The following is a 20,191-nucleotide window of genomic DNA, read 5'->3' as shown; positions in this document are numbered from 1 at the left end:
AAAGGAGGGCAGGATCACCCTCAGGTGATCCTGCCCTCCCGACAATGCAGCTCAGCGAGTGAGCCTCATCGAAAAAACTTAGACGAGCTTGACGCCCGCGCCTGCCTCTTCGAGCTTTGCCTTCGCCTCTTCAGCGGCTTCCTTCTTCGCGCCCTCGAGCACGTTCTTGGGAGCCTCCTCGACGAGAGCCTTCGCCTCGCCCAGGCCCAGGCCGGTCAGCTCGCGCACGACCTTGATGACCTGGATCTTCTTGTCGCCAGCCGACTCGAGGACGACGTCGAACTCGTCCTTCTCCTCGACAGCCTCAGCAGCGCCGGCAGCCGGAGCAGCAGCAACTGCGACGGGGGCAGCAGCGGAAACGTCGAAGGTCTCCTCGAACGCCTTGACGAACTCCGAGAGCTCGATGAGGGTGAGCTCCTTGAACTGTGCGAGCAGCTCTTCGGTGGAAAGCTTAGCCATGATGTATCTCCTTGATGTGTGCCCGCACGCGGTGCGTACGAGCGGGTTTTTTCAACCGATCCGGCGTGAGCCGAGTCTTAAGCGTCCTGCTTCTCCTGCAGCGCGCCGAAGCCGCGAGCGGCCTTAGCGGGCAGGGCGGCGAACAGCTGTGCAGCACCGACCAGAGCAGCCTGCATAGCGCCGGCGGCCTTAGCCAACAGCACCTCGCGGCTCTCGAGATCGGCAAGCTTGCCTACCTCAGCGGCGGTCAGGGCGTTGCCATCGAAGTAGCCCGCCTTCACCACCAAAAGAGGGTGTGCCTTGGCGAAGTCACGCAGCGACTTTGCGACCGCGACGGTGTCACCGTGCACGAAGGCGAGAGCCGAAGGACCGGCCAGCTCGTCATCGAATGCGGTGATCCCGGCGTTGTTGGCCGCAATCTTCGTCAGCGTGTTCTTCGCCACAGCGTACGTCGCGTGCTCACGGATGCTGTTGCGGAGTTCCCGCAGTTCAGCAACCGAAAGACCGCGGTACTCAGTCAGCAGAACGGCGCTCGACTCTTCAAACTTCTGCTGAAGATCGGCGACCGTAGCGTCCTTCGTAGCCATGGCGCTCCCTAGCTTGTCGTACCCAAGCGACGGACGTCGCTCGGGGGCCGCGCCGCACAGAGCTTTCCGTCGGGACTTCCATATCGGAAGCCACCAAAAACCAAAAAAGCTCCGGCGCGCACGCACGGAGCTTCAGAAGTTCGGGATCGGGATCCGTCACTCAAGGAGATCTGCACCTGCGCTGGTCTCCGCTCTCGCGGACGTTCTGGATTCCTTGCGGAATCTACCGGCGGTCTTGGGCCGGGGGAAACTCTACCATTCGTTGCGTGGGAACGCAAAGGCGGGATGTGCGCAGCAGCGTGCCTCCGGCGATTGCGGCCAAGCCGCAATCGCTGCCAGGCCCGACCAGCACACTGCTGCGCACATCCCGCCTTCGCGGGCGCTCATGTCAGAGCATTTCCCTCAACGCTGCGCGAGCGTCGCTCGCGCGATGCTCAAGCCGCGGGCTTGAGCATGTAGCCCGCCACCCCTCGCTTCGCTCCGTGGGCTGCCGCGATGCGGCACCGCGGGCTGCGCGCGAGCGTCGCTCGCGCGATGCTCAAGCCGCGGGCTTGAGCATGTAGCCCGCGCCACGCACCGTGTGGAGCATCGGGTCGCGGCCCGAATCGATCTTCTTGCGGAGGTACGAGATGTAGAGCTCGACGACGGTCGACTTGCCGGTGAAGTCGTATGCCCAGACTCGATCCAGAATCTGCGCCTTCGACAGCACGCGGTTCGGGTTGCGCATGAGGTAGCGCAACAGCTCGAACTCCGTGTTGGTTACGGTGATGCTTGCGCCGGCGCGCTCCACCTCGTAGCTGTCTTCGTTGAGCGTGAGATCACCGACCCGGAGCACCGGGTCGGGGTTCTGCGACAGGGTGAGCTGCGAGCGGCGCACGAGCCCGCGAAGCCGGGCGATGAGCTCTTCCAGGCTGAACGGCTTCACGACGTAATCGTCGCCGCCGGCAGTCAGCCCATTCACCCGATCCTCGACCGAGTCGAGCGCGGTCAAGAAGAGCACCGGGAACATCTCTCCCGCGGCGCGAATGCGCGAAAGCAACTGCATGCCGTCGAAATCGGGCAGCATGATGTCGAGCACGGCGACATCGGGGTTGAACGTGCGAATCTTTTCGAACGCGTCTTGCCCGCTAGCAGCAGTCTCGACTTCCCAGCCCTCGTAGCGCAGCGCCATCGCGACCAGTTGCGTGATCGACTCTTCGTCGTCCACGACCAGCGCGCGGATTTTTCCCCCATCAGCGCGCGTCAGTTGTTGTGCGTCCATTCCTTCGGAATGCTCCTTTCGATCGATAACGCCGCGCACCCGGCGGAACAGGTGACCTTCACGACGCTTCGATTTCGTTTCCCCAGAATCTGCCCCAACTTTTCCGCAGATCACAGCAGATATCTCTCTGAGGAGGGTACCCCCATCGCCTGGGTGTTCGCAGTCTGCAAACCTCTGCGAACAATGCTTTTCTTTTCAGTTTTCTGTGATTCTGCACACCGTCCGATGAATGCGAGCGAGGGTGCACCGGCGCGATCGGCGCGCTGCACGCGCACCTCCGAGACGCGTGCGAGACTGGATGGGTGTCCACCCTCGCTCCGGCTTACCTGCAACGCATCGTGACCGATGGCACGGATCGGACGGCCTGGATGCGCGCACGCGCACGCGGCATCACCGCAACCGATGTTGCCAAGCTGTCGACGCCGCGCTCCATCGAGGCCGCCGCGCATGAGAAGCTGCACGGCAGTCGTTTCTCAGGCAATGCGTTCACCGACCACGGCAAGCGTCGTGAGCCGGAGATCGCCGCTTGGGTGCTGCGCGAGCACGAGATCTCACCGAGTCAGGCGCTCTTCCACGCCGAGCGCGATCTCAGACACCTCGCCACCCCTGATGGCCTCGCTTTTCGCGCGTCGGGCGCGGTCGAACTGGCCGAGATCAAGACGACGAACAAGGAATGGCGCACCATTCCCCGCAACTATCTGCGGCAGGTGTGGTGGCAGCAGTACGTGCTCGGCGCCGAGCGCACCCTCATGGTGTGGGAGCGACACGAAAACTTCGTGCCAGTGGGAGACCCCGAGTGCCGTTGGATCGATCGCGACGACAGCGAGATCGAGCAGCTCGTCACCCTCGCGAGCCGCCTGATCGATGTGCTCATCACGCGCACGACCTGACCTCGGGAAATCGCTCGCTACAGATCGGCGAAGCGGGTCGTCGCGTTGGGCGGAAAATTCTGCCCGGCCGGCGGAGTGGCCGCCACCGGTGGCGCCGTGCGGCTCGCGTGCGCGTAGTTTCGTTCGACCAGCTCCTGAATCGCGTCAGCCGTCGCGGCGACCGCAGGGACATCGTGCAGCACCGTGCGCTCCGCTCCGATGGAGAGGTCGATCTCGCCGGCACCGCACATGCGTTGCAGAAGACCGCGCCGAGTGCGCACCTCACGCACACGCAGCAGTGCTACCTCCGAGCGCTGGCGCGAAAAGATGCCACGGCGCAGGATCACCCGTCGCGAGGTCACGGTCACGCGCTGGGTCAGCCACCCGAGCACCGGCAGCAACCCGAGCACCATGCCGAGCACGACCGCCGCAATGGCCGCCGTCACGTTCTGCCACCCCTCAGCGAACGCGCCCACCCAGTACCCGGCGAGGCCGGCGAGCACGACCATGCAGATCACCGGGAGCAGCAACCGACGACCGTGCCGACGAAAGCGCAGCACAATGACCTCGGGCTGCGCGTAGTCGGTCGGCGCCGGGCCGAGCACCGACTCGACCTCCGAGGTCAACGACTGAGAGCGGCGAGCGGACATGCTCCTATTCTGCACCGCGCCCCATGCGAATCGCGCGGGGAGGCTCCCCGCGCATCGGGGCGCAGTGAAAACGCCGCAGCCCCGGGTCTCCCAAGGAGCCCGAGGCTGCGGCGTGTCGCACCGGCGCGCTACTGCGAGCCGGCCCCGAACCCGTTGATCTGATCGGTGACGTTGGCTCCGGTGCGCTGAGCCGCGGCTCCTGCAGCCCGTGCGGCCTCTGTCGCCGCATCGGCTGCGGCACTGGCGGCGTCGGCCGCCGCCGTCGCCGTGCCCGCCGCCGAACCGGCAAGATCACGAGCGCTGTCGGTCACACCACCGACGGACGAGCGATCGGCGGTGCTCGAAGAAGCGTACGGAACTCCGTGGTCACCGGTGTCGGCCGACGCAGCCTCCGCGCGACCCTCGGTGATGCCACGACGCTCGGAGCGCTCCGAGCGATCCCCACGCACCGCGTCACGGTCAGAGCGGCGCCCGCGATCCGTCTCCTCGCGCGACGCACGCCCGGCGGCGGCACCCGCGGCACCGCCCGACACCGCACCATTCAGCATGCCCGCGAGGTCGATACCTACCGTGTCTTTCGCCATCTCGAGCAGGCCCTTGATGTTGCCCATCGCTTCGCCGGCCACCTTCGAGGTGCCGTCTGCCGAGACGACGGTCATGTGCTCGATCGCCCCGATGGCGCGCGCGTATTCGGCTGCGATCTCGGGGAGCAGATGGATGAGCTCTTGCGCGAGCACCGCCTGCGACTGCGTCTCGAGGGCTCGTGCGCGTGCGTCGATCGCGGCGGCCTCGGCCGTGCCCTTCGCCTCGAGCGCTGCGGCTTCGGCGCGACCCTCGGCCTCGACGGCTTCAGCAGCGGCGATACGGGCGATACGGCTCGCCGCACCTTCGCGCTCAACTGCGGTCGCGCGACCCTCGGCGGCCGAGATCGACGCGGCGGCCTCCGCCTTCGCGATCTGTTCGACGCGGTAGGCGTCTGCCTCGGCCACGGCACGCACGTCGGCGTTCAGCTTCTCGGTGCGCAGTGCGACTTCCTTCTGCGCGGTGATGCGCTGCTGTTCGACGATTGCCTGCTGCTGGATCGCATCCTCCAGCGGCTGCGCGGCCGACGCCTGCGCAGTCGCTTTATCGGTCTCGACCTGAATCTCGGCCTGGCGCAGCTTGAGCTCTCGATTGCGGTCGAGCAGCACGCGCTCGGCGGCGATCTTGGCCTCCTGCGATGCCTGATAGGCATTCGTTTCGGCGATGTCGGCCTGCTGGCGCACCTTGGCGGCCTCGGGGCGACCGATGTTGGAGATGTAGTCGGCGCCGTCGCGGATCTCCTGGATCTGCAGCGTATCGACGACGAGGCCCTGCTTCGTCAGTGCTTCCTCGGCGGCTTCAAGCACACTTTGAGCAACGACGGCGCGGTCGCGGATGATCTGGAGCACCGTCAGGCCACCGATGATCGAACGGAGCGAGCCGGAGAGCACCTCTTGCGTCGATTCGTCGATCTCGTCGGAGTTCGAGAGGAAGCGCTGCGCGGCGGCGCGAATCATCTCTTGGGTGCCACCGACCTTGACGACTGCGACGGCCTGGGCCTGCATGGTGATGCCGTCGGTGGTCTGCGCCTCGGTCGTGATCGAGAGACGGCGCGAGCGCAGCGAGATCGTAAACGATTTCTGCACGAACGGAACGACGAACACGCCGCCGCCGGTGACGACCTTCTGGCCCGACAGGTCGCGGCTCTTGTTGCCCGCCGCGTCGACGACTTCCTTGCCCTTGCCACCGGTCACGATGATCGCTTCGTCGGGCTTCGCGATGCGGTAGCGCTTGATGATGACGAGGGCGATCAGCACGAGTGCGATCACCGCGCCGAATATGCCGACGATCGCCGGGCTTGCGAGGAACATTACGTCTCCGTTCGGTCTAACGGTTGGGCGTGGTCTTCGGGGAGCACGAGCTCGACGCGCACGGACGTCGAGGTCACGGTCTGAGTGATGCGCACGGCGGACCCGCGCGGGATCGGCGCATCGGCGGTCGCGGAGAGCGAGATGCGCTCGCCGTGACGCACGACGGCGACTTCACCGAGTCCGTTCTCGGGAATGGCGAGCACGACGGCTCCGGTCGAGCCGATGAGGTCGTCACCGCTGACCGCCGTGTTCGATTCGGCGTTTCTGATCGCCCGGGAAAGCCACCAGGCCGCAGCCGCCCCGACGAGGCCCGAGAGCGCTCCGACGATTGTCGCCATCGGGGTCGACATGCCGGCGCCGACACCCGCGAATGCCGCGAACCCGAAGATCGCCGTGAACGCGGCGATGGTCGTGAGACTCAGCGGGCCATCACCGAAGTCGAACGCGTCGAAGATGCCGTCGAGCAGCAGCGAAATGAGCAGCAGCACGCCGCCCACGATGCCGATGATCAAAAAGATGCCACCGGCGAACAGCGAGCCGTCGAGCAACCGCTCGATCCAGTTCATGATGCCGTCCATGGGCGTCGTCCCTCCGATGAGCTGTTACTGGCAGCGTACCAAGTGCGCACGACGCGGGCACAAGCACACAAGACCGAGCGCGACTTCAGTCACGGTCGGGGCGATCCGGCATCCTCGGCACCGACGAGAGCAACTCGCGCCCGTAGGCGGTGCTCGGCGCGGTGAAGAACTCGGCGCCACCGCGCTCGACCACCTCCCCTGAGCGCATCACGAGCACGCGGTCGCAGAGCGCATGCACGACGGCCAGGTCGTGAGACACGAACACGAGCGCCAGCCCGAGCTCGCGTCTCAGGCGCTGCAGCAGATCGATGACTCCGGCCTGCACCGAGACGTCGAGGGCGGAGGTGGGCTCATCGGCGACGAGCACGCGTGGCTCCGCGGCGAGCGCGCGGGCGATCGCGACGCGCTGCCGCTGCCCGCCCGAGAGCCGGTCGGGGGTCGCCGAGGCGAGCGCCGGGTCGAGATGCACGAGTCGCAGCAGCTCAGAGACGCGAGCGCGCCGCTCGCCCGGCGACCGCGGGGTCGCTGACCGAGCGCGATCGACGGCGCGCAGTACCTCGGCGATGACGCTGCCGACCGGGAGGCGCGGGGTCAATGACGATCCGGGATCCTGCGGCACGAGCTGCACGGCGCGGAGCCCCGCGGCGGATCGCCGAGCGCCCGCGCGCACCGCTCCGTCGAGCAGGATCTCGCCGCTCGCGATCGGGATCTGGCCGACGATGGCGCGGGCGAGCGATGTCTTCCCCGAACCGGATTCTCCGACGATGCCGATCGCGTCGCCGGCGGCGAGCGCGAACGAGGCGCCGTGCACGGCCGTGAACGCGCCGTAGCGCACGACGGCATCGCGCACGTCGAGCACGGGTGGCGCGGTGACCTCGTGCGTCTCGGGCGCGTTCGACGTCGCGGTATCGAGGCGCGGCAGGTGCGGTACGGCGTCGATGAGTGCGCGGGTCTCGACCGCGCGGGGGTGCCGGATCACCGCACCCGTCGTCCCCCGCTCCACGACGGTGCCCTGCGACAGGACGATGATCTCGTCGCACATCTGCGAGACGACCGCGAGGTCGTGCGAGACGAACACGAGCGTCATACCGCGGCGGGCACGCAGCTCTCGCAGCAGCGCGAGCACTTCGCGCTGCACAGTGACGTCGAGCGCGGTCGTGGGTTCGTCGCAGAGCAGCACCGCCGGATCGCCGGCGAGCGCGAGCGCGATCACGACGCGCTGCCGCTGACCGCCCGAGAGTTCGTGCGGGTACGAGCGCTCGATGCGGGATGCGTCGTGGAGGTGCACGTCGGCGAGCAGTGCGCGCACTCGTTCGCGCACGACGGTTCGCGAGAGGCGCGGCTGGGCGGCGATGACCGCCTCGCGCAGCAACCCGCCGACTCGGGTGAGCGGGTCGAGCGCGGTCATCGGATCTTGGAACACCATGCCGATCGGCCCGACGACACGCAACGGTGATGCGGTGCTCGGCCCGGCCGAACCGGCGGAGGTCGCGGCGACGCCGCCGGGCAACAAGCCGAGGAGGGCCCGCAGCGTCAGGCTCTTGCCACTGCCCGATTCACCGACGATGCCGAGAGACCCGCCCGGTTCGACGGTGAAGCCGACCCCCTCGACGAGCAGGCGCCCGCCCGTCTGCGCGAGGCGGAGGTCGCGCACCTGCACGGCACCGCGCGGCACCTGCGTCTCGGGAGACTCACGGGGTGCCGCGTGTTCGGCGACACCACCCGCAGCACCGCGGCCGATGCGGTGCTCGGTGATCCCGCGCCGCCCGGCACTCGCTCGCCTGCGACGCACACCGACGCCGCTGCGGCGCCCGACACTCGGCGCACCGGTAACGCGGAGGGCGTCGGCGAACCCGTCACCCAGCAGCGACAGCGCGATGCCGGTGAGCACCACGGCGAACCCGGGGAAGGCGGCGAGCCACCACTGAGTGGTGATGAACTGCTGCGCATCCGCGATCATCGTGCCCCAGTCGGGGGTCGGCGGGCGGATGCCGAGTCCGAGATACCCCAGCGTGACGATGGCGACCATGATGAGCGCGATTTCGGTGGCGAGCAGCACGACGGCCTGGGGCAACACGTTCGGCAGCACGTGCCGCACGAGCACGCGCGCATGAGACAGCCCGCTGCCTCGTGCGCTGCGCACCCACCCCGTGTCGCGCAGCGCCGCCGTCATCGCACGAAGCACGCGCGCGTAACCGACCCACCCGACCAGCGCGAACGCGACAATGATGCCTCCCGCTCCCGCACCGAGCGCGAACACCAGCGCGATCACGATGACGTAGAACGGGAACGCGATGACGGTGTCGGTGATGCGTGACGCCACCCAGTCGACGGCGCCCCCGAAGTATCCGGAGACGAGGCCGACGGTCACGCCGATGACGAAGGGCGCGATCGACGCCAGAACCGCGATGCCGAGATCGGTGCGTGCGGCGAAGAGTATGCGCGAGAGCACATCGCGCCCGAGTTGGTCGGTACCGAACCAGTGCTCGGGGGACGGCGGCAGGAGGCCGGCGGTGAGTTGCTGATCGGTCGGCGAGTGCGGAGCGATCACCGGAGCCGCCAGTGCGACGAACAGCAGCAGCGCGGTGAGCGTCGCCCCGGCGACGAAGGCCGGCGACCGCACGGCGCGATGCAGCGTCGTCATCGGATCACCTCGACCGCAGACCGGGGTTCAGCCGGCCTGCCCACCCGCAGTCGCGGATCGACGGCGCTCGCGAGCACCCCCGCCAGTGTCGTCACCAGCACGACGACGATCGCGCAGTAGAGGGCCACGCCCTGCACGACCGGGAAGTCGCGGTTGCCAATCGATTGGAAGAGCAGCGAGCCGATGCCGTTGATACCGAAGACCCGTTCGACGACGAGGGTGCCGCCGATGAGATACGCGGTGTTGACACTCAGCAGCGTGATCGTCGGCAATGACGCGCTGCGCATGACGTGCCTCCACAGAATGCGCCGCTGCGGAATGCGTGCGGCCCGCAAGGTCGTCACGAAGTCGGCCTCAAGCGTCTCGATCAGCTGCGCGCGCAGCGAGCGGATCAACGGCGGCGCCATGCCGAGCGCAACAGCCAGCGCCGGCAGCAACAGACTGCGCAGCGGGTCGCCCGGGCCCGAACCGACACCGCCCACCGGAAACCAACCCAGGTGCACCGCGAAGACGATGATCAGCAGGAGCCCGATCCAGAACAGCGGCATGCCCAAGCCGACTGCGGGCAGGATACGGATCAGGTGATCCGCCCAGCCGTCTTGACGCAGTGCCGCCACAAGAGCGAGCGGCACTGCGATGACCACGGAGAGGAGCACCGCGAGACCGACGATGCCGAGGCTCACGGGCGCCTTCGCCAGCACGAGTTCACGGGTCGAGACGCCCGAGACCAGCGATGACCCCGTGTCGAGATGGAAGACCACCTGCCCGAGAAAGTCGGTGAACTGGCGCCACAGCGGCTGATCGAGACCGAGCTGGCTGCGTAGCGCTGCGAGCGCATCGGGCGTCGCGCGCTCGCCCAGGATCATCGCTGCGGGGTCGCCCGGCACCAATCGCAGTAAAAAGAACACGGCGATGACGACGCCGAGCATGACCGGCACGACACGCGCGATCACGCGGCCCGCGGCCCGCAGTGTTCGTCTCAGCACGTGCTTACCCTACTGCGCTCACTGGGCGGTGGTCGGCGACAACTGATGCGCGCCGACCACCGCCCGATCGGTCATTGCGCCGCAGCGTCGACCCAGGTGTCTTGGAACCGCACACTGCCGTTCGGCAGCACCGTGAAGCCGTGCACGTCATCGCGCGTCGCCTTCAGATTCGACGGGAAGAAGAGCGGAATGTAGGGCACGTCATCGGCCAGGATCTGCTGGATCTCGGCGTAGATCTCCGTGCGGTCGGCGCCCTCGGCAGTCGTGCGGCCCTGCTGCATCAACTGCGTCACGCGATCATTGGTGTAGTGGGTCCAGTACGACTTGCTGAACCCGTCGGGGTCGGCCTGGAACGTGATGAACCCATTCGGGTCGGGCGCATCGGACTGGCCGCTGTTGAGCATGAAATCGAAGTCGTAGGCGAAGAACCGCTCACGGAACACGGCGATGTCGAGCTGCTCGATCTCCACGGTGATGCCGATTTTCGCGAGCGAATCCTGCACGATCTGAGCGATCTGCGCGCGCTGCGAATCACCGCTCGCCAGCGACAGCGTGATCGAGAAGCCGTCGGGGTACTTCGACTTCGCGAGCTCCTTCCGCGCTGCGTCGACATCGAATTCGAGCGGCTGCACGGTGCCGTTCGCCGAGTCGACGATCGTCGGGGGCAGCAGCGCGTTCGCGACCTCGGCCGTGCCGAAGGTCGTGGCCTGCGTGATCCCGTCGCGGTCGAGCGCCATCGCGATCGCCCGCCGCACGTGCGTGTCGGCGAACTGCTCGCGCTGCGTGTTGAAGAACACCTGCTCGGTCGACCATCCGGTCGTCTGTGACAGCGTCGTGCCCGCGGCCGAATCGACCTGCGCGGCATTCGCGGCCGGCACGTCGTCGATTGCGCCGAGCTGACCCGCCGTGAGCTGCTGCTGCAACTGCGTGTCGTCGGTGACGAGCCTGTAGACGAGCCTGTCGAGGTAGGGCTTGCCCTCCTGCCAGTAGTGCTCGTTCTTGACGAACGTGAGGTCGCCATTCGGATCCCACGTGTCGACGACGAACGGACCGGTGCCGATCGGCTTCGCAAAGAATTCTGCCTCGCTCGCGCCGCCGAAGCTGTTCGGGAAGATGCCGTTCGAGAAGCTCGCGAGTTCGGAGAGGAACGGGGTGTAAGGGGAGGTCAGAGTAATGGTGACCTCGTGATCACCCGTCGCCGTGATCGCATCGATCGGCGCTTCGAGGGGCAGCGGACCGCCGACCTGCCGGTGACGCTCGAGCGAGAACACCACGTCGCCGGGAGTGACCGCGTCGCCGTTCGAGAATTGCAGCCCGTCGCGCAGTGTGAAGGTGTAGGTCAGGCCGTCGCTTGAGGCGTCGAAGTCGGCCAGCCAAGGGATCAGCTTGCCGTTCTCATCGAAACTCACGAGCGGTTCGAAGATCTTGTCGATCGCGAACGCATTGTTGGCGGTGATCTGCTGGTTGAGGTCGAGATCGGTCACCGCAGCGACGCGGCCGAACTCGAGCGTGCCGCCGCTGACGGGATCGCCGGCGGCATCGGTGCCACCGGTCGTGGTCGAGCCGCCGGCGCACGCGCTGAGCAGCAGCGCGGTGCTGAGCGCGGCCGCGGCGAGCCCGAGGCGGCGAGAAGTGCGAGTGGTGGTCACAGAGGGGTCCTTTCGGAGGGGCTGAGGGGTGACGAGTGTGGAGGCAATGCGGCACCGGAAGCGGGCGGCGGCGCGGGATCGATCCAGCGCCCTGCGAGCAGCACCCCGACGATGGCGGTGGAGTCCGAGAGCGCGCCCGGCTCGCGCGGGTCGCGGCGCAGCACGACCGCGTCGGCGACCGCACCATCGGCGATCACCCCCGGCGCGACGTGTGGTTGGCCGCTCGAACCGACCTCGGGCGCCTCGTGCGCTGCACGCGCGAGAAGCGCGGCACCCCCGCGGGTCGCCGCGAGCAGCGCTTCGTGCGGCGCCAGGCCGGCGTCGACGAGCGCGTCGAATTCGAGTCGATTGGTGCCGTGCTGATCGACGGTGCCGAAGTCGGTACCGAGCGCGATCGAGAAACCCGCATCGCGAGCCGCGCGAACAGCGGCTGGGTGCCGGGCGATCGCGTCGTCGACGCGCGCTGCGAACTGCGCGGGCAACGTGCCGTCCGCGATCATCTCGCGCACGAGCCGGTAGATGCGCAGCGTCGGCACGAACGTCGCCCCGACCTCGGCACCGTGGCGCGCCTGGTCAGGCGTGAGGTACATGCCGTGCTCGATGCTGGCGACGCCGGCATCAAGCGCGCGGTCGATCGCCGCGCCGCCCCAGGCGTGCACCATCACGGCGGCTCCCACCGCTGACGCCCGATCGGTCGCGATGCGGAACTCGTCCGCGGTGAAGTGCGCATCGAGCGTGGCGCCCGCGGGGGCCGAGACGCCGGCCGTCGCAACGAGCTTCACCCAGCGCGCACCAGATTCGAGCACGGCATCGACTGCCGCCCCGATGCCGCCCGCCGCATCGGCACGCGCTCGGTCGATCATGGCGACGGAGTGCGCGATCCGCGGTCGCACGAGCGCACCGTCAGCTGCGCGAGTGCCATCCGGCGCCTGAGCGTCTGGCGGCTCGACGGCGAGACCGCCGGCATCGCGCATGCTCGTGAATCCGGCGCGCACCGTACGGTCGAGCCCCGCTGCAGTGAGGCGCCGGGTGTCAACGGGAGAGATGCACGCGCGATCGGCGGCGTCGAAGGCGTGCCACGCGGCGTGGACGTGCGCGTCGACCAGCCCCGGAAGGAGCCAGGCGCCATCGAGCCGGCGATCCGCCACCTTCATCTGCGAGCCGGTGAATTCTCGATGCGCCGCCTCACCGAGCGAGAACCGACCCGACTCCCACGAAACGCGCATCGGTGCGGTGAAACCGCCGGCCTCCGTGAACACGCGCAGCAGCGGAGCGGTCATGGCGGGCTCCGATCTGTCAGTGGGGGAATGCGCGGGGTGGTCCACTGGGTAACGATAATCTGGGAGAGCGCAGTAGACCAGTTTGCGCGCAAAGACGTAGACCACCTGAGGCGGGCGCACGTCGGCCCCCGCGTCGGCCCCGGCGTCGGCCCCGGTAGACTGGGTCGGTGACCAGTAGTACGCCAGACGCTGCCCCGAACGCCCCGCACTCCCCGAGCCCGATCCTGCTCCTCGCTCGTGGGCTCTTCCAGCTGGCGGCCGTGGTCACCGTCACCGTCTGGGGCTTCCTCGCTTGGCCGCTGCCCTTCCCCGGAATCTTCACCGGCCTCGGCCTGCTCGCGCTCTGCGTGCTGCTGTGGGCGCTCTTCCTGTCACCTCGACCGGTGCTGCGCGTCGACCGCTTCGCCCAGGCCCTCTTCGAGCTCTGCCTCTTCGCGGCGGCGGTCGCCGCCCTGCTCGCGATCGGCGTCTTCTGGGTGTGGCCCGTCGCCCTCGGGGTCGTCGGCGCCGCGGTCGGGTTCATCAGCTCGAGCCGCTCGGTCTGACACGGAATAGCAACGGGCTCCGCCGCGTTCTCACCGGCATGACCCCGCTTCGCGCCGTTGCCGGCGCCACCCCCGAACAGCTCATCCTCGGCCTCGATACGTTCGGCGACCTCACGCTCGATGCGTCGGGCGGCCGCTCATCGCACGCGCAGGTGCTGCGCGACGTCGTCGAGCAGGCCGTGCTCGCCGATCGGCTCGGCGTCGACGCCATCACCCTGGGCGAGCATCACCGCGACGACTTCGCACTCACTTCCCCCGAAATCGTGCTCGCGACGATCGCGGGCCGCACCGAGCGCATGCTGCTGGGCACCGGCGTGACCGTGCTCTCGAGCGATGATCCGGTGCGTGTCTACGAGCGGTTCGCCACACTCGACGCCGCCAGCTCGGGGCGAGCCGAAGTCGTGCTCGGCCGCGGATCGTTCATCGAATCGTTCCCGCTCTTCGGGTACGAGTTAGGCGACTACGAAGCACTCTTCACCGAGAAGCTCGATCTCTTCACGAAGCTGCGCACCGAGGGGCCGATCACCTGGTCGGGCCAGCACCGTGCAGCGCTGGTCGATCAAGAGGTCTTCCCCAAGACCGAGCAGCCAGACGGTGTGCGCGCCTGGGTCGGCGTGGGCGGCAGCCCCGAATCGGTCGTGCGCTCGGTGCAGACCGGCATTCCAATGATGCTCGCGATCATCGGCGGCGACCCCGCCCGCTTCGCGCCGTTCGCGAACCTCTACCGGCAAGCGCAGCAGGAGCTCGACCGCGATCCCATGCCGCTCGGCGTGCACTCCCCCGGGCATGTCGCTGCGACCGACGCCGAGGCACGCGATCAGCTGTGGCCTCACTTCGAGGCCAACCGCAATCGCATCGGCGCCGAGCGCGGGTGGCCGGCGACGACGCGCGCCGAGTTCGAGCGCGAGGCCGACAGCGGATCGCTGTATGTCGGATCGCCCGAGACCGTCGCCCAAAAGATCGCCGCGACGGTGCGCACCCTGAGCGCCGACCGCTTCGATCTCAAGTACGCGAACGGCACGATGCCGCACGCCCAGCTCATGCAGAGCATCGAGCTCTACGCCGGCGAGGTGATCCCGCGCGTGCGAGCGCTGCTCACCGAAGAAGCCGCTTAGCGTCCGCCCGCCCACCCGCTGGCACCAACTCGCGGAAATTCAGCGAATCGCGGACCGAATGTGACGATTTGGTCCGCGATATGGCGAATCTCCGCTGTTTGGGGTGAGCGGGGCCTGCCACGAGCTGGCGGGCGCAGGCGACACGCGCGGGCGACAGGCGCGGTCAGCAGGCGCGGGCACCTGGTGCTCGCGCCGCGGTCGGCCAAGTCAGGCGGGCAGGATCACCCGGGCGTCGTGCACCTCGTGCGTTCCGGGTGGGATCTCACCCTCGAGCACCGCGAGGAGCAGCCGAGCGGCGGCCCGCCCGTACTCGCGCGCACGCAGGTCGACCCCTACGACGCCGAGTGTGCCGGGTTCTGCGGCCATGGTCGCCATGATCAGCCCACTGGCGGGTTCTGCGGCGAGCGCCCGCAGCACGAGGGTCTGCGCGACCCAGATCACGCTGTCGCACCCCGCTTCTCGAGCGGTCTGCAGTGTGCGGCGCAGGTCGTCTTCGTCGGGGTCGAGACTCGAGCGCAGCACGGTCGACGTCGCACCGTGAGCGGCGCACCAGTCGGTGTATCCGCGGGTGACGTCGTGCGCCCAGGCGGGTTCGCGATCCTCGGGCAACCCGATCAGCGCCGGCGCACGCGCGCCCTGTGCGGCGATGCCGTCGAGCACTTCGCCGACGAGCGAGGCGTGATCGGCGGCGATCCACGCGGCGACGCGGTCGCTGTCGTCGCCGCGGTACTCGCCGACCGTGATGATCGGGGCCTGGGCGACGCGCTCGACCAGCGGCCCGAACGATGCCGGAGTCGGGTCGACGACGATGACGCCGTCGAGACTCGGGCGCCTCGCGCCGACCGGGGCATCGGCCAGCAGCAGCAGGTCGCTCCCTGCTTCGGCCGCAGCGGAGGCCGCCCCGAATGCGAGTTCCATGTAGAACGAGAGCTCCCGCACATCACCCGGCACGCTCAACCCGATCGCTCCGTGGCGGCCGCCCCGCAACCGCTGCGCCGCACGGTTCGACACGTACCCCATGCGCCGCGCTTCGGTGAGCACGCGATCGCGCGTCGCGTCCGAGACTCGGCCGCTGCCGTGCAGCGCGGCCGACACCGCCGTCTTCGAGATGCCGAGCGCGCGGGCGATGTCGATGATCGTGACCCCGGATTTCGCCATGACGCCCAGTCTAGGCACGACGCGCAGGGGTTCGAGCTTGCGCATCGGCGCGCGCCGACGTATTCTTCAATGCAATGCGGGAACGTTCCCGCATTTCATGCCGGAAGCCTCGAGCGCGGCCGCACCACCTGACCGAGACGAAGGAGTCCCATGTCCGCCCATTCTCCCGCAGCCACTACCGCTGCGACCCCGGCGAGCGGCCTCGCCGCACTCACCGGCCGAGTCGTATTCGGATTCGTCGGCACCTGGGTATTCGCGCTCATGGCAGCGAACCTCGTGCCGGTGCTCATCGCAGCGATGCTGAAGGATCTCGGCATCGACATCGCCACAGCGGGCGCACTCGCCACCGGCATGACCGCCGGCTCCGCACTCGCGATGTTCGTCACGAACCGATTCATCGCCCGCGCCGATCGGCCGAAGCTCGGTCGCATCGGCCTCGTGCTCATGGTGCTCGGGTATGGTCTGCCGTCGGCGATCCTCACCACCCCGACCGTGATGATCGGCCTCATCGTGGGCGGCATCGGTGCCGGCATCATGATCGCGACCGGCACGGCCGCGGCCGCATCGACCCGCAACCCCGATCGCACCGTCACCCTCATCATGGTGATCAACCGCCTCGGCGCCGCAGCACTGCTCGCGATCGCCCCCATCTTCCACAACGACCTGCGCACCGTGCTGATCGTGATCACCGCGCTCGGCGTGCTCGGCCTGTTGCTCGCCGGCGGCCTGCCAAACCTGCCCGCCAGCGCCCTCGAGGCAACGGGAGCCATCTCGACCGCTGACGGCCGCGTGCGTCGCACGATCGGCACCGCCGCGCTCGTCTTCGGCGTCTCGATCCTGCTCTGGTCCTTGACCGAAGACATGGTCTACTCGATGACCAGCGTGCTCGCGCAGCAGTCGGGCATCGACCCCGAAACGAACAGCGCGCTGCTCGCCGGCAAGGTGCTCGGCGGCCTGGTCGGCGCACTACTCGCCCCGGTCGCGCTGCGCTGGTTCGGGCGCAGCTGGTCGCTCGTCGGCATCATCGCCATCAGCACGGTCATGAAGTTCATCATGGTGACGAGCACCTCACCGACCGCCTACATCGTCGGCATCCTCGTGTGGGGCGTGATGTACGGCGCCATCCTCGTGCTCTTCACCGGCCTCGCCGCGAGCATGGACGTCACGGGCCGCACAGCCGTGCTCGTCTCCGGTTTCTACCTCGGCGGCGTCGCGTTCGGCCCGCTGGTCGGCGGCCAGCTCGTCGGCGTGCTCACCCCACTGCAGTACGCCATCGTCGTCACCGTGCCGAGCGTGCTCTTCGCCGCAGCGCTCTTCGTGATCGCCCGCCGCAACCGCAAATTCGAGCAGGGCAACACCACCGCCGTGCCGGTCGCGCAGGCTGCGGCGGCCGGGGCCGAGCCGCGCGCCGGCGCCTCCGCCGCGCAGCAGTGACCGACCAACTCACCGTCCCACGTCTGGAGCCAACCGCATGACCGGCCACATGACCGCCCACCCCGCCATCACCATCGCCGACCGTCTCGTCGTCGCCGAGCGCGTGCACACCTTCGACTCCGACGCCGAGGTCGGCGAGGCGACGACCATCGCCGTGCGCGACGGCCGAGTGCTCGCCGTCGGAACGCGCGACGAACTCGCCCGGCACGTCGATGCCTCGACCATCATCGACGAGCACCCCGGCGCCACCGTCGTGCCCGGTCTCGTCGACGGGCACACGCATATCGTGTTCGGTCTCGAACTCACGCGGGGAGTCGAGCTCACCGACCTCACGCTCGGCGAGGCGCGGGTTCGGCTCGCCGCCGCTGCCGCCGACGCCGCCCCCGGATCCTGGATCTTCGGCTGGGGCACCGACCCGAACCTCTTCACCGAGGCCGGGTTCACCGGCAAGCTGTTCGACGAGGCGACGATTGGCCACCCCGCGTTTCTGCGGATGCGCGACGCGCACTCCGCCGTCATCAACAGTGCCGGCATCGCGGCATCGGGCATCACCGGCCGCGAGACCTTCCCCGACGAGTCGGCCGTCGGCGTCGACGATTCAGGCGAACCGACCGGCTACCTGCTCGAGCTCGCCGCAATGAATCTGGTGCTCGAGCAGATTCCGGTCGAGTCGCACGAGCATCTCGCCGATCGTCTCGAAGTCGTGCTGCGCGGCATGGCGTCGACCGGCATCACCGGCACGCACGTGATGGATTTCCACGCCGGCAGCCGCGAGGTGCTCGAGATTCTGGAGGCCCGCGGCGACCTGCCGATCCGGCTCCGCTTCTCGCCGATGGCACTGCCGGGTTCGACCGACGCCTCGCTCGCAGAGATCGCCGCACTGCAGGGCACGCACGGCCGCCGCTGGCGCGTCGAAGGCGTCAAGTTTATGATCGACGGCACGGTCGACAACGGATCGGCCTGGTTGCATGAGCCCGACTGCTACGGGCAGGGGCGGCGGTCAATCTGGACCGATCCCGAGGCGTACCGCCGCGCCCTCCGCTTCTTCGCAGAGCGCGGGATCGCCACCGCCACGCACGCGATCGGCGATCAAGGCGTCGCCTTCGTACTCGACGCGATCGCATCACTCGGCGACATCGAGCAACGGGCGGCGCACCGCATCGAGCACATCGAGACCATCCCCGACGCGACCGTGCCGCGCTTCGCGCAGCTCGGCGTCGCAGCGAGCATGCAACCGATTCACGGCACGCGCCACACGCGCGCCGACCGCAGCGACAACTGGTCGGTGCGACTCGGTGACGAGCGTGCGTCGCACGGCTGGCGGTGCCGCGACATTCGCGATTCGGGTGCGGTGCTGGCACTCGGCAGCGACTGGCCGGTCACGCCCTACGACCCCCGGGTGATGATGGCGGAGGCGATCCTGCGCCACCCCGTAGCCCGCCCGGAACTCGCGCCGATCCAGCCGGAGCAGGCGCTGACGGTGCGCCAGGCGCTCGAGGGGTATACCTCGCAGGCGGCGCTCGCCATCGGCTCGGCCGAGGAGGGCGTGATTCGCCCCGGCGCTCGCGCGGCGTTCACGGTGTTCGACGCCGACCCGCTCGCGCTCAACGGTACCGAACTCGCCACGGTCGGGGTAGTCGGCACCTACGTCGACGGGGCGCCCGCGCACCGCGCGTGAGGTGCGGGGTGCGTGCACGCGTGTGCGTGCACGCGTGCACACACACGCCCCGTACCCGCCCGCACACGCCCCACCTCGCGGAGATTCACGGAATCGCGGACCGAATTCGACGATTTGGTCCGCGATTCCGTGAATCTCCGCCGATATGAAGAGGCAGTTGACTGGAGTGAAGGCGCCGCGTGGGCGCGGGGTGGCCCCGGGTGAGCCCGCCCGGTGGAGCCGCGCGTGAACCGACGAGAGCGCCTCCGCCTCACCCGAAGCGGAGCGCGCCCTCCTGAGCCATCACCGAGGGTGCCCCCGGGAAGTATTCGAGCGCCCCGGCGGCGAGGTCGAAGCCGACCGTGAGCAGGGTGGTCCACTGCTCATGGAGGGGCTCGGCGGCGTCAGGGCGGAAGCAGACCGGCGCCTCGGCACCGTCAGCGCCGCACATCGCCGCAGCACGACGCTCCATCGGCAGACCGACCATGCGTTCGCGCTGCGCACGAACGTGCTCGAGACGCACGTATGTCGTCGACTTGTCGCGCGTCGCCTCCCCCGGGAGTTGCGACTCCGCAATGAAGTTGTTGGTGTGCACGAGCCACCCATCGGCTTCGGGCCGCACGGCGGCGACCCGCTCGGGCGAAATCTCGAAACAGGTGGCGCGGTGCTCGGCATCGGCAGCCGCGACAACGGTCAGTACCGTCGAAGCGCTCGCCGGCGCCGACGCGATGATCGCTTCGGCTTCATCGACCGTGGTCGCTTCATCCAGCACTCGACGGGCAATCGCGTGCACGGGCACCCCGTTCACCCCGCGGTCGCTGGCATGATGCAGGATGTTGAAGTGCACCCCGATGCCGGCATCGTTGACACCGATCTTGCCAAGCACGCCGAGCTCCGTGAACATTGTCACGCGACCGACGCGGCGACCCGACTCCACTTCCTGGCCGTCGCCGCGCGCCGGCACATCCGGCACATCCGGCACATACGGCACATCCGGCACATACGACATGATGAGCCCGACTCGGCAGAGGTGCGCGTGCCAGTCCCAGGTCTGGATCGTCTCGGGCAGCTCCGCCCCGCCCGGCGCGAACACCGCGGTCGAGCATTCCCCCTCGGTATCGGGCGCCACGACCGCGAGCACCTCGGTGCGGGCGTTGAGCGCGGCCAGCTGCCACAGCGGTACCGACGCGGCCTCGGCGGTCGCCGAGAGTTCGACCGCGAGGTTCGGCGCCCAGGCTTCAAGCGCCGCAAAGCAGCTCAGCGCGATCTCGCGCACGCGATCCTGGTCGACCCCGCGAATCTCGAAGAACCCGAGGTATCCGGCGACGCACTCGCGGATCTCGACGGCGAAGCGCGCGCCGATCTCGGCGCCGCGCTCCGCAGGCCCGCGACCGGAAACAGTGGTGGTGATGATGTCCAACGCGGTG

The 20,191-nt window shown here is 68.6% G+C and carries 17 protein-coding genes; 5 read left to right on the top strand and 12 right to left on the bottom strand.

The window, feature by feature from the left end; all coding sequences use genetic code 11:
* Positions 1-78: 78 nt before the first annotated feature.
* The 3 genes from rplL to ACZF5Y_RS03095 form a co-directional block, all read right to left on the bottom strand.
* Complete coding sequence (gene rplL, locus ACZF5Y_RS03105) at positions 79-459, bottom strand: 50S ribosomal protein L7/L12 (RefSeq protein ID WP_053352494.1); 381 nt, start codon at positions 457-459, stop codon at positions 79-81.
* Between the two features lie 77 nt (positions 460-536).
* The gene (gene rplJ, locus ACZF5Y_RS03100; protein WP_053352495.1) at positions 537-1,046 is read right to left on the bottom strand and encodes a 50S ribosomal protein L10; all 510 of its coding nucleotides are present in this window, start codon (positions 1,044-1,046) and stop codon (positions 537-539) included.
* A 538-nt stretch (positions 1,047-1,584) separates the two neighbouring features.
* A complete protein-coding gene (locus ACZF5Y_RS03095) occupies positions 1,585-2,307 on the bottom strand; it encodes a response regulator transcription factor (protein WP_497534364.1) in 723 nt (240 codons plus the stop codon).
* 368 nt (positions 2,308-2,675) lie between these two features.
* On the opposite strand from ACZF5Y_RS03095, the gene ACZF5Y_RS03090 reads away from it, so the two are divergent.
* Positions 2,676-3,197: a YqaJ viral recombinase family protein gene (locus ACZF5Y_RS03090; RefSeq protein ID WP_497535288.1), complete on the top strand. Its 522-nt coding sequence runs from the start codon at positions 2,676-2,678 to the stop codon at positions 3,195-3,197.
* Between the two features lie 17 nt (positions 3,198-3,214).
* Here the strand turns inward: ACZF5Y_RS03090 and ACZF5Y_RS03085 are convergent, their stop codons facing one another.
* From ACZF5Y_RS03085 to ACZF5Y_RS03055, 7 genes are all read right to left on the bottom strand, one after another.
* Complete coding sequence (locus ACZF5Y_RS03085) at positions 3,215-3,826, bottom strand: PH domain-containing protein (protein WP_497534363.1); 612 nt, start codon at positions 3,824-3,826, stop codon at positions 3,215-3,217.
* A 128-nt stretch (positions 3,827-3,954) separates the two neighbouring features.
* Positions 3,955-5,718, bottom strand: coding sequence for an SPFH domain-containing protein (locus ACZF5Y_RS03080; RefSeq protein ID WP_497534362.1), 1,764 nt, complete (start codon positions 5,716-5,718; stop codon positions 3,955-3,957).
* Positions 5,718-6,296: an NfeD C-terminal domain-containing protein gene (locus tag ACZF5Y_RS03075; protein WP_053352498.1), complete on the bottom strand. Its 579-nt coding sequence runs from the start codon at positions 6,294-6,296 to the stop codon at positions 5,718-5,720. The genes ACZF5Y_RS03080 and ACZF5Y_RS03075 overlap by 1 nt, the downstream gene beginning before the upstream one ends.
* 85 nt (positions 6,297-6,381) lie before the next feature.
* Complete coding sequence (locus tag ACZF5Y_RS03070) at positions 6,382-8,940, bottom strand: ATP-binding cassette domain-containing protein (protein ID WP_497534361.1); 2,559 nt, start codon at positions 8,938-8,940, stop codon at positions 6,382-6,384.
* Positions 8,937-9,926 carry an ABC transporter permease gene (locus ACZF5Y_RS03065; RefSeq protein ID WP_497534360.1) on the bottom strand — a complete coding sequence of 330 codons (990 nt, stop codon included), beginning with the start codon at positions 9,924-9,926 and terminating at the stop codon, positions 8,937-8,939. Before ACZF5Y_RS03065 ends, ACZF5Y_RS03070 begins: the two co-directional genes overlap by 4 nt.
* Positions 9,927-9,997: 71 nt before the next feature.
* Positions 9,998-11,575 carry an ABC transporter substrate-binding protein gene (locus ACZF5Y_RS03060; protein WP_497534359.1) on the bottom strand — a complete coding sequence of 526 codons (1,578 nt, stop codon included), beginning with the start codon at positions 11,573-11,575 and terminating at the stop codon, positions 9,998-10,000.
* Positions 11,572-12,855: an amidohydrolase family protein gene (locus ACZF5Y_RS03055; RefSeq protein WP_497534358.1), complete on the bottom strand. Its 1,284-nt coding sequence runs from the start codon at positions 12,853-12,855 to the stop codon at positions 11,572-11,574. Before ACZF5Y_RS03055 ends, ACZF5Y_RS03060 begins: the two co-directional genes overlap by 4 nt.
* 167 nt (positions 12,856-13,022) lie before the next feature.
* On the opposite strand from ACZF5Y_RS03055, the gene ACZF5Y_RS03050 reads away from it, so the two are divergent.
* Positions 13,023-13,400, top strand: coding sequence for a DUF2568 domain-containing protein (locus ACZF5Y_RS03050; RefSeq protein ID WP_497534357.1), 378 nt, complete (start codon positions 13,023-13,025; stop codon positions 13,398-13,400).
* Positions 13,401-13,438: 38 nt separating this feature from the next.
* Positions 13,439-14,515, top strand: a complete 1,077-nt coding sequence (locus ACZF5Y_RS03045) for an LLM class flavin-dependent oxidoreductase (RefSeq protein ID WP_497534356.1) — start codon at positions 13,439-13,441, stop codon at positions 14,513-14,515.
* A gap of 207 nt (positions 14,516-14,722) precedes the next feature.
* Here the strand turns inward: ACZF5Y_RS03045 and ACZF5Y_RS03040 are convergent, their stop codons facing one another.
* Positions 14,723-15,673, bottom strand: a complete 951-nt coding sequence (locus ACZF5Y_RS03040; protein WP_497534355.1) for a LacI family DNA-binding transcriptional regulator — start codon at positions 15,671-15,673, stop codon at positions 14,723-14,725.
* 150 nt (positions 15,674-15,823) lie between these two features.
* Between ACZF5Y_RS03040 and ACZF5Y_RS03035 the strand changes: the two genes are divergently transcribed.
* Together ACZF5Y_RS03035 and ACZF5Y_RS03030 are read left to right on the top strand one after the other, a co-directional pair.
* Positions 15,824-17,107 carry an MFS transporter gene (locus tag ACZF5Y_RS03035; RefSeq protein WP_497534354.1) on the top strand — a complete coding sequence of 428 codons (1,284 nt, stop codon included), beginning with the start codon at positions 15,824-15,826 and terminating at the stop codon, positions 17,105-17,107.
* A 37-nt stretch (positions 17,108-17,144) separates the two neighbouring features.
* A complete protein-coding gene (locus tag ACZF5Y_RS03030) occupies positions 17,145-18,785 on the top strand; it encodes an amidohydrolase (protein WP_497534353.1) in 1,641 nt (546 codons plus the stop codon).
* A gap of 250 nt (positions 18,786-19,035) precedes the next feature.
* Here ACZF5Y_RS03030 and ACZF5Y_RS03025 read toward each other — a convergent pair whose 3' ends face one another.
* Positions 19,036-20,184, bottom strand: a complete 1,149-nt coding sequence (locus tag ACZF5Y_RS03025) for a C45 family autoproteolytic acyltransferase/hydrolase (RefSeq protein ID WP_497534352.1) — start codon at positions 20,182-20,184, stop codon at positions 19,036-19,038.
* Between the last annotated feature and the right edge of the window lie 7 nt (positions 20,185-20,191).

The organism is Leucobacter sp. WKLB1, assembly GCF_059696215.1.
The sequence above is the reverse complement of the archived record's forward strand: the minus strand, read 5'-3'. Positions and strand labels throughout refer to the sequence as shown.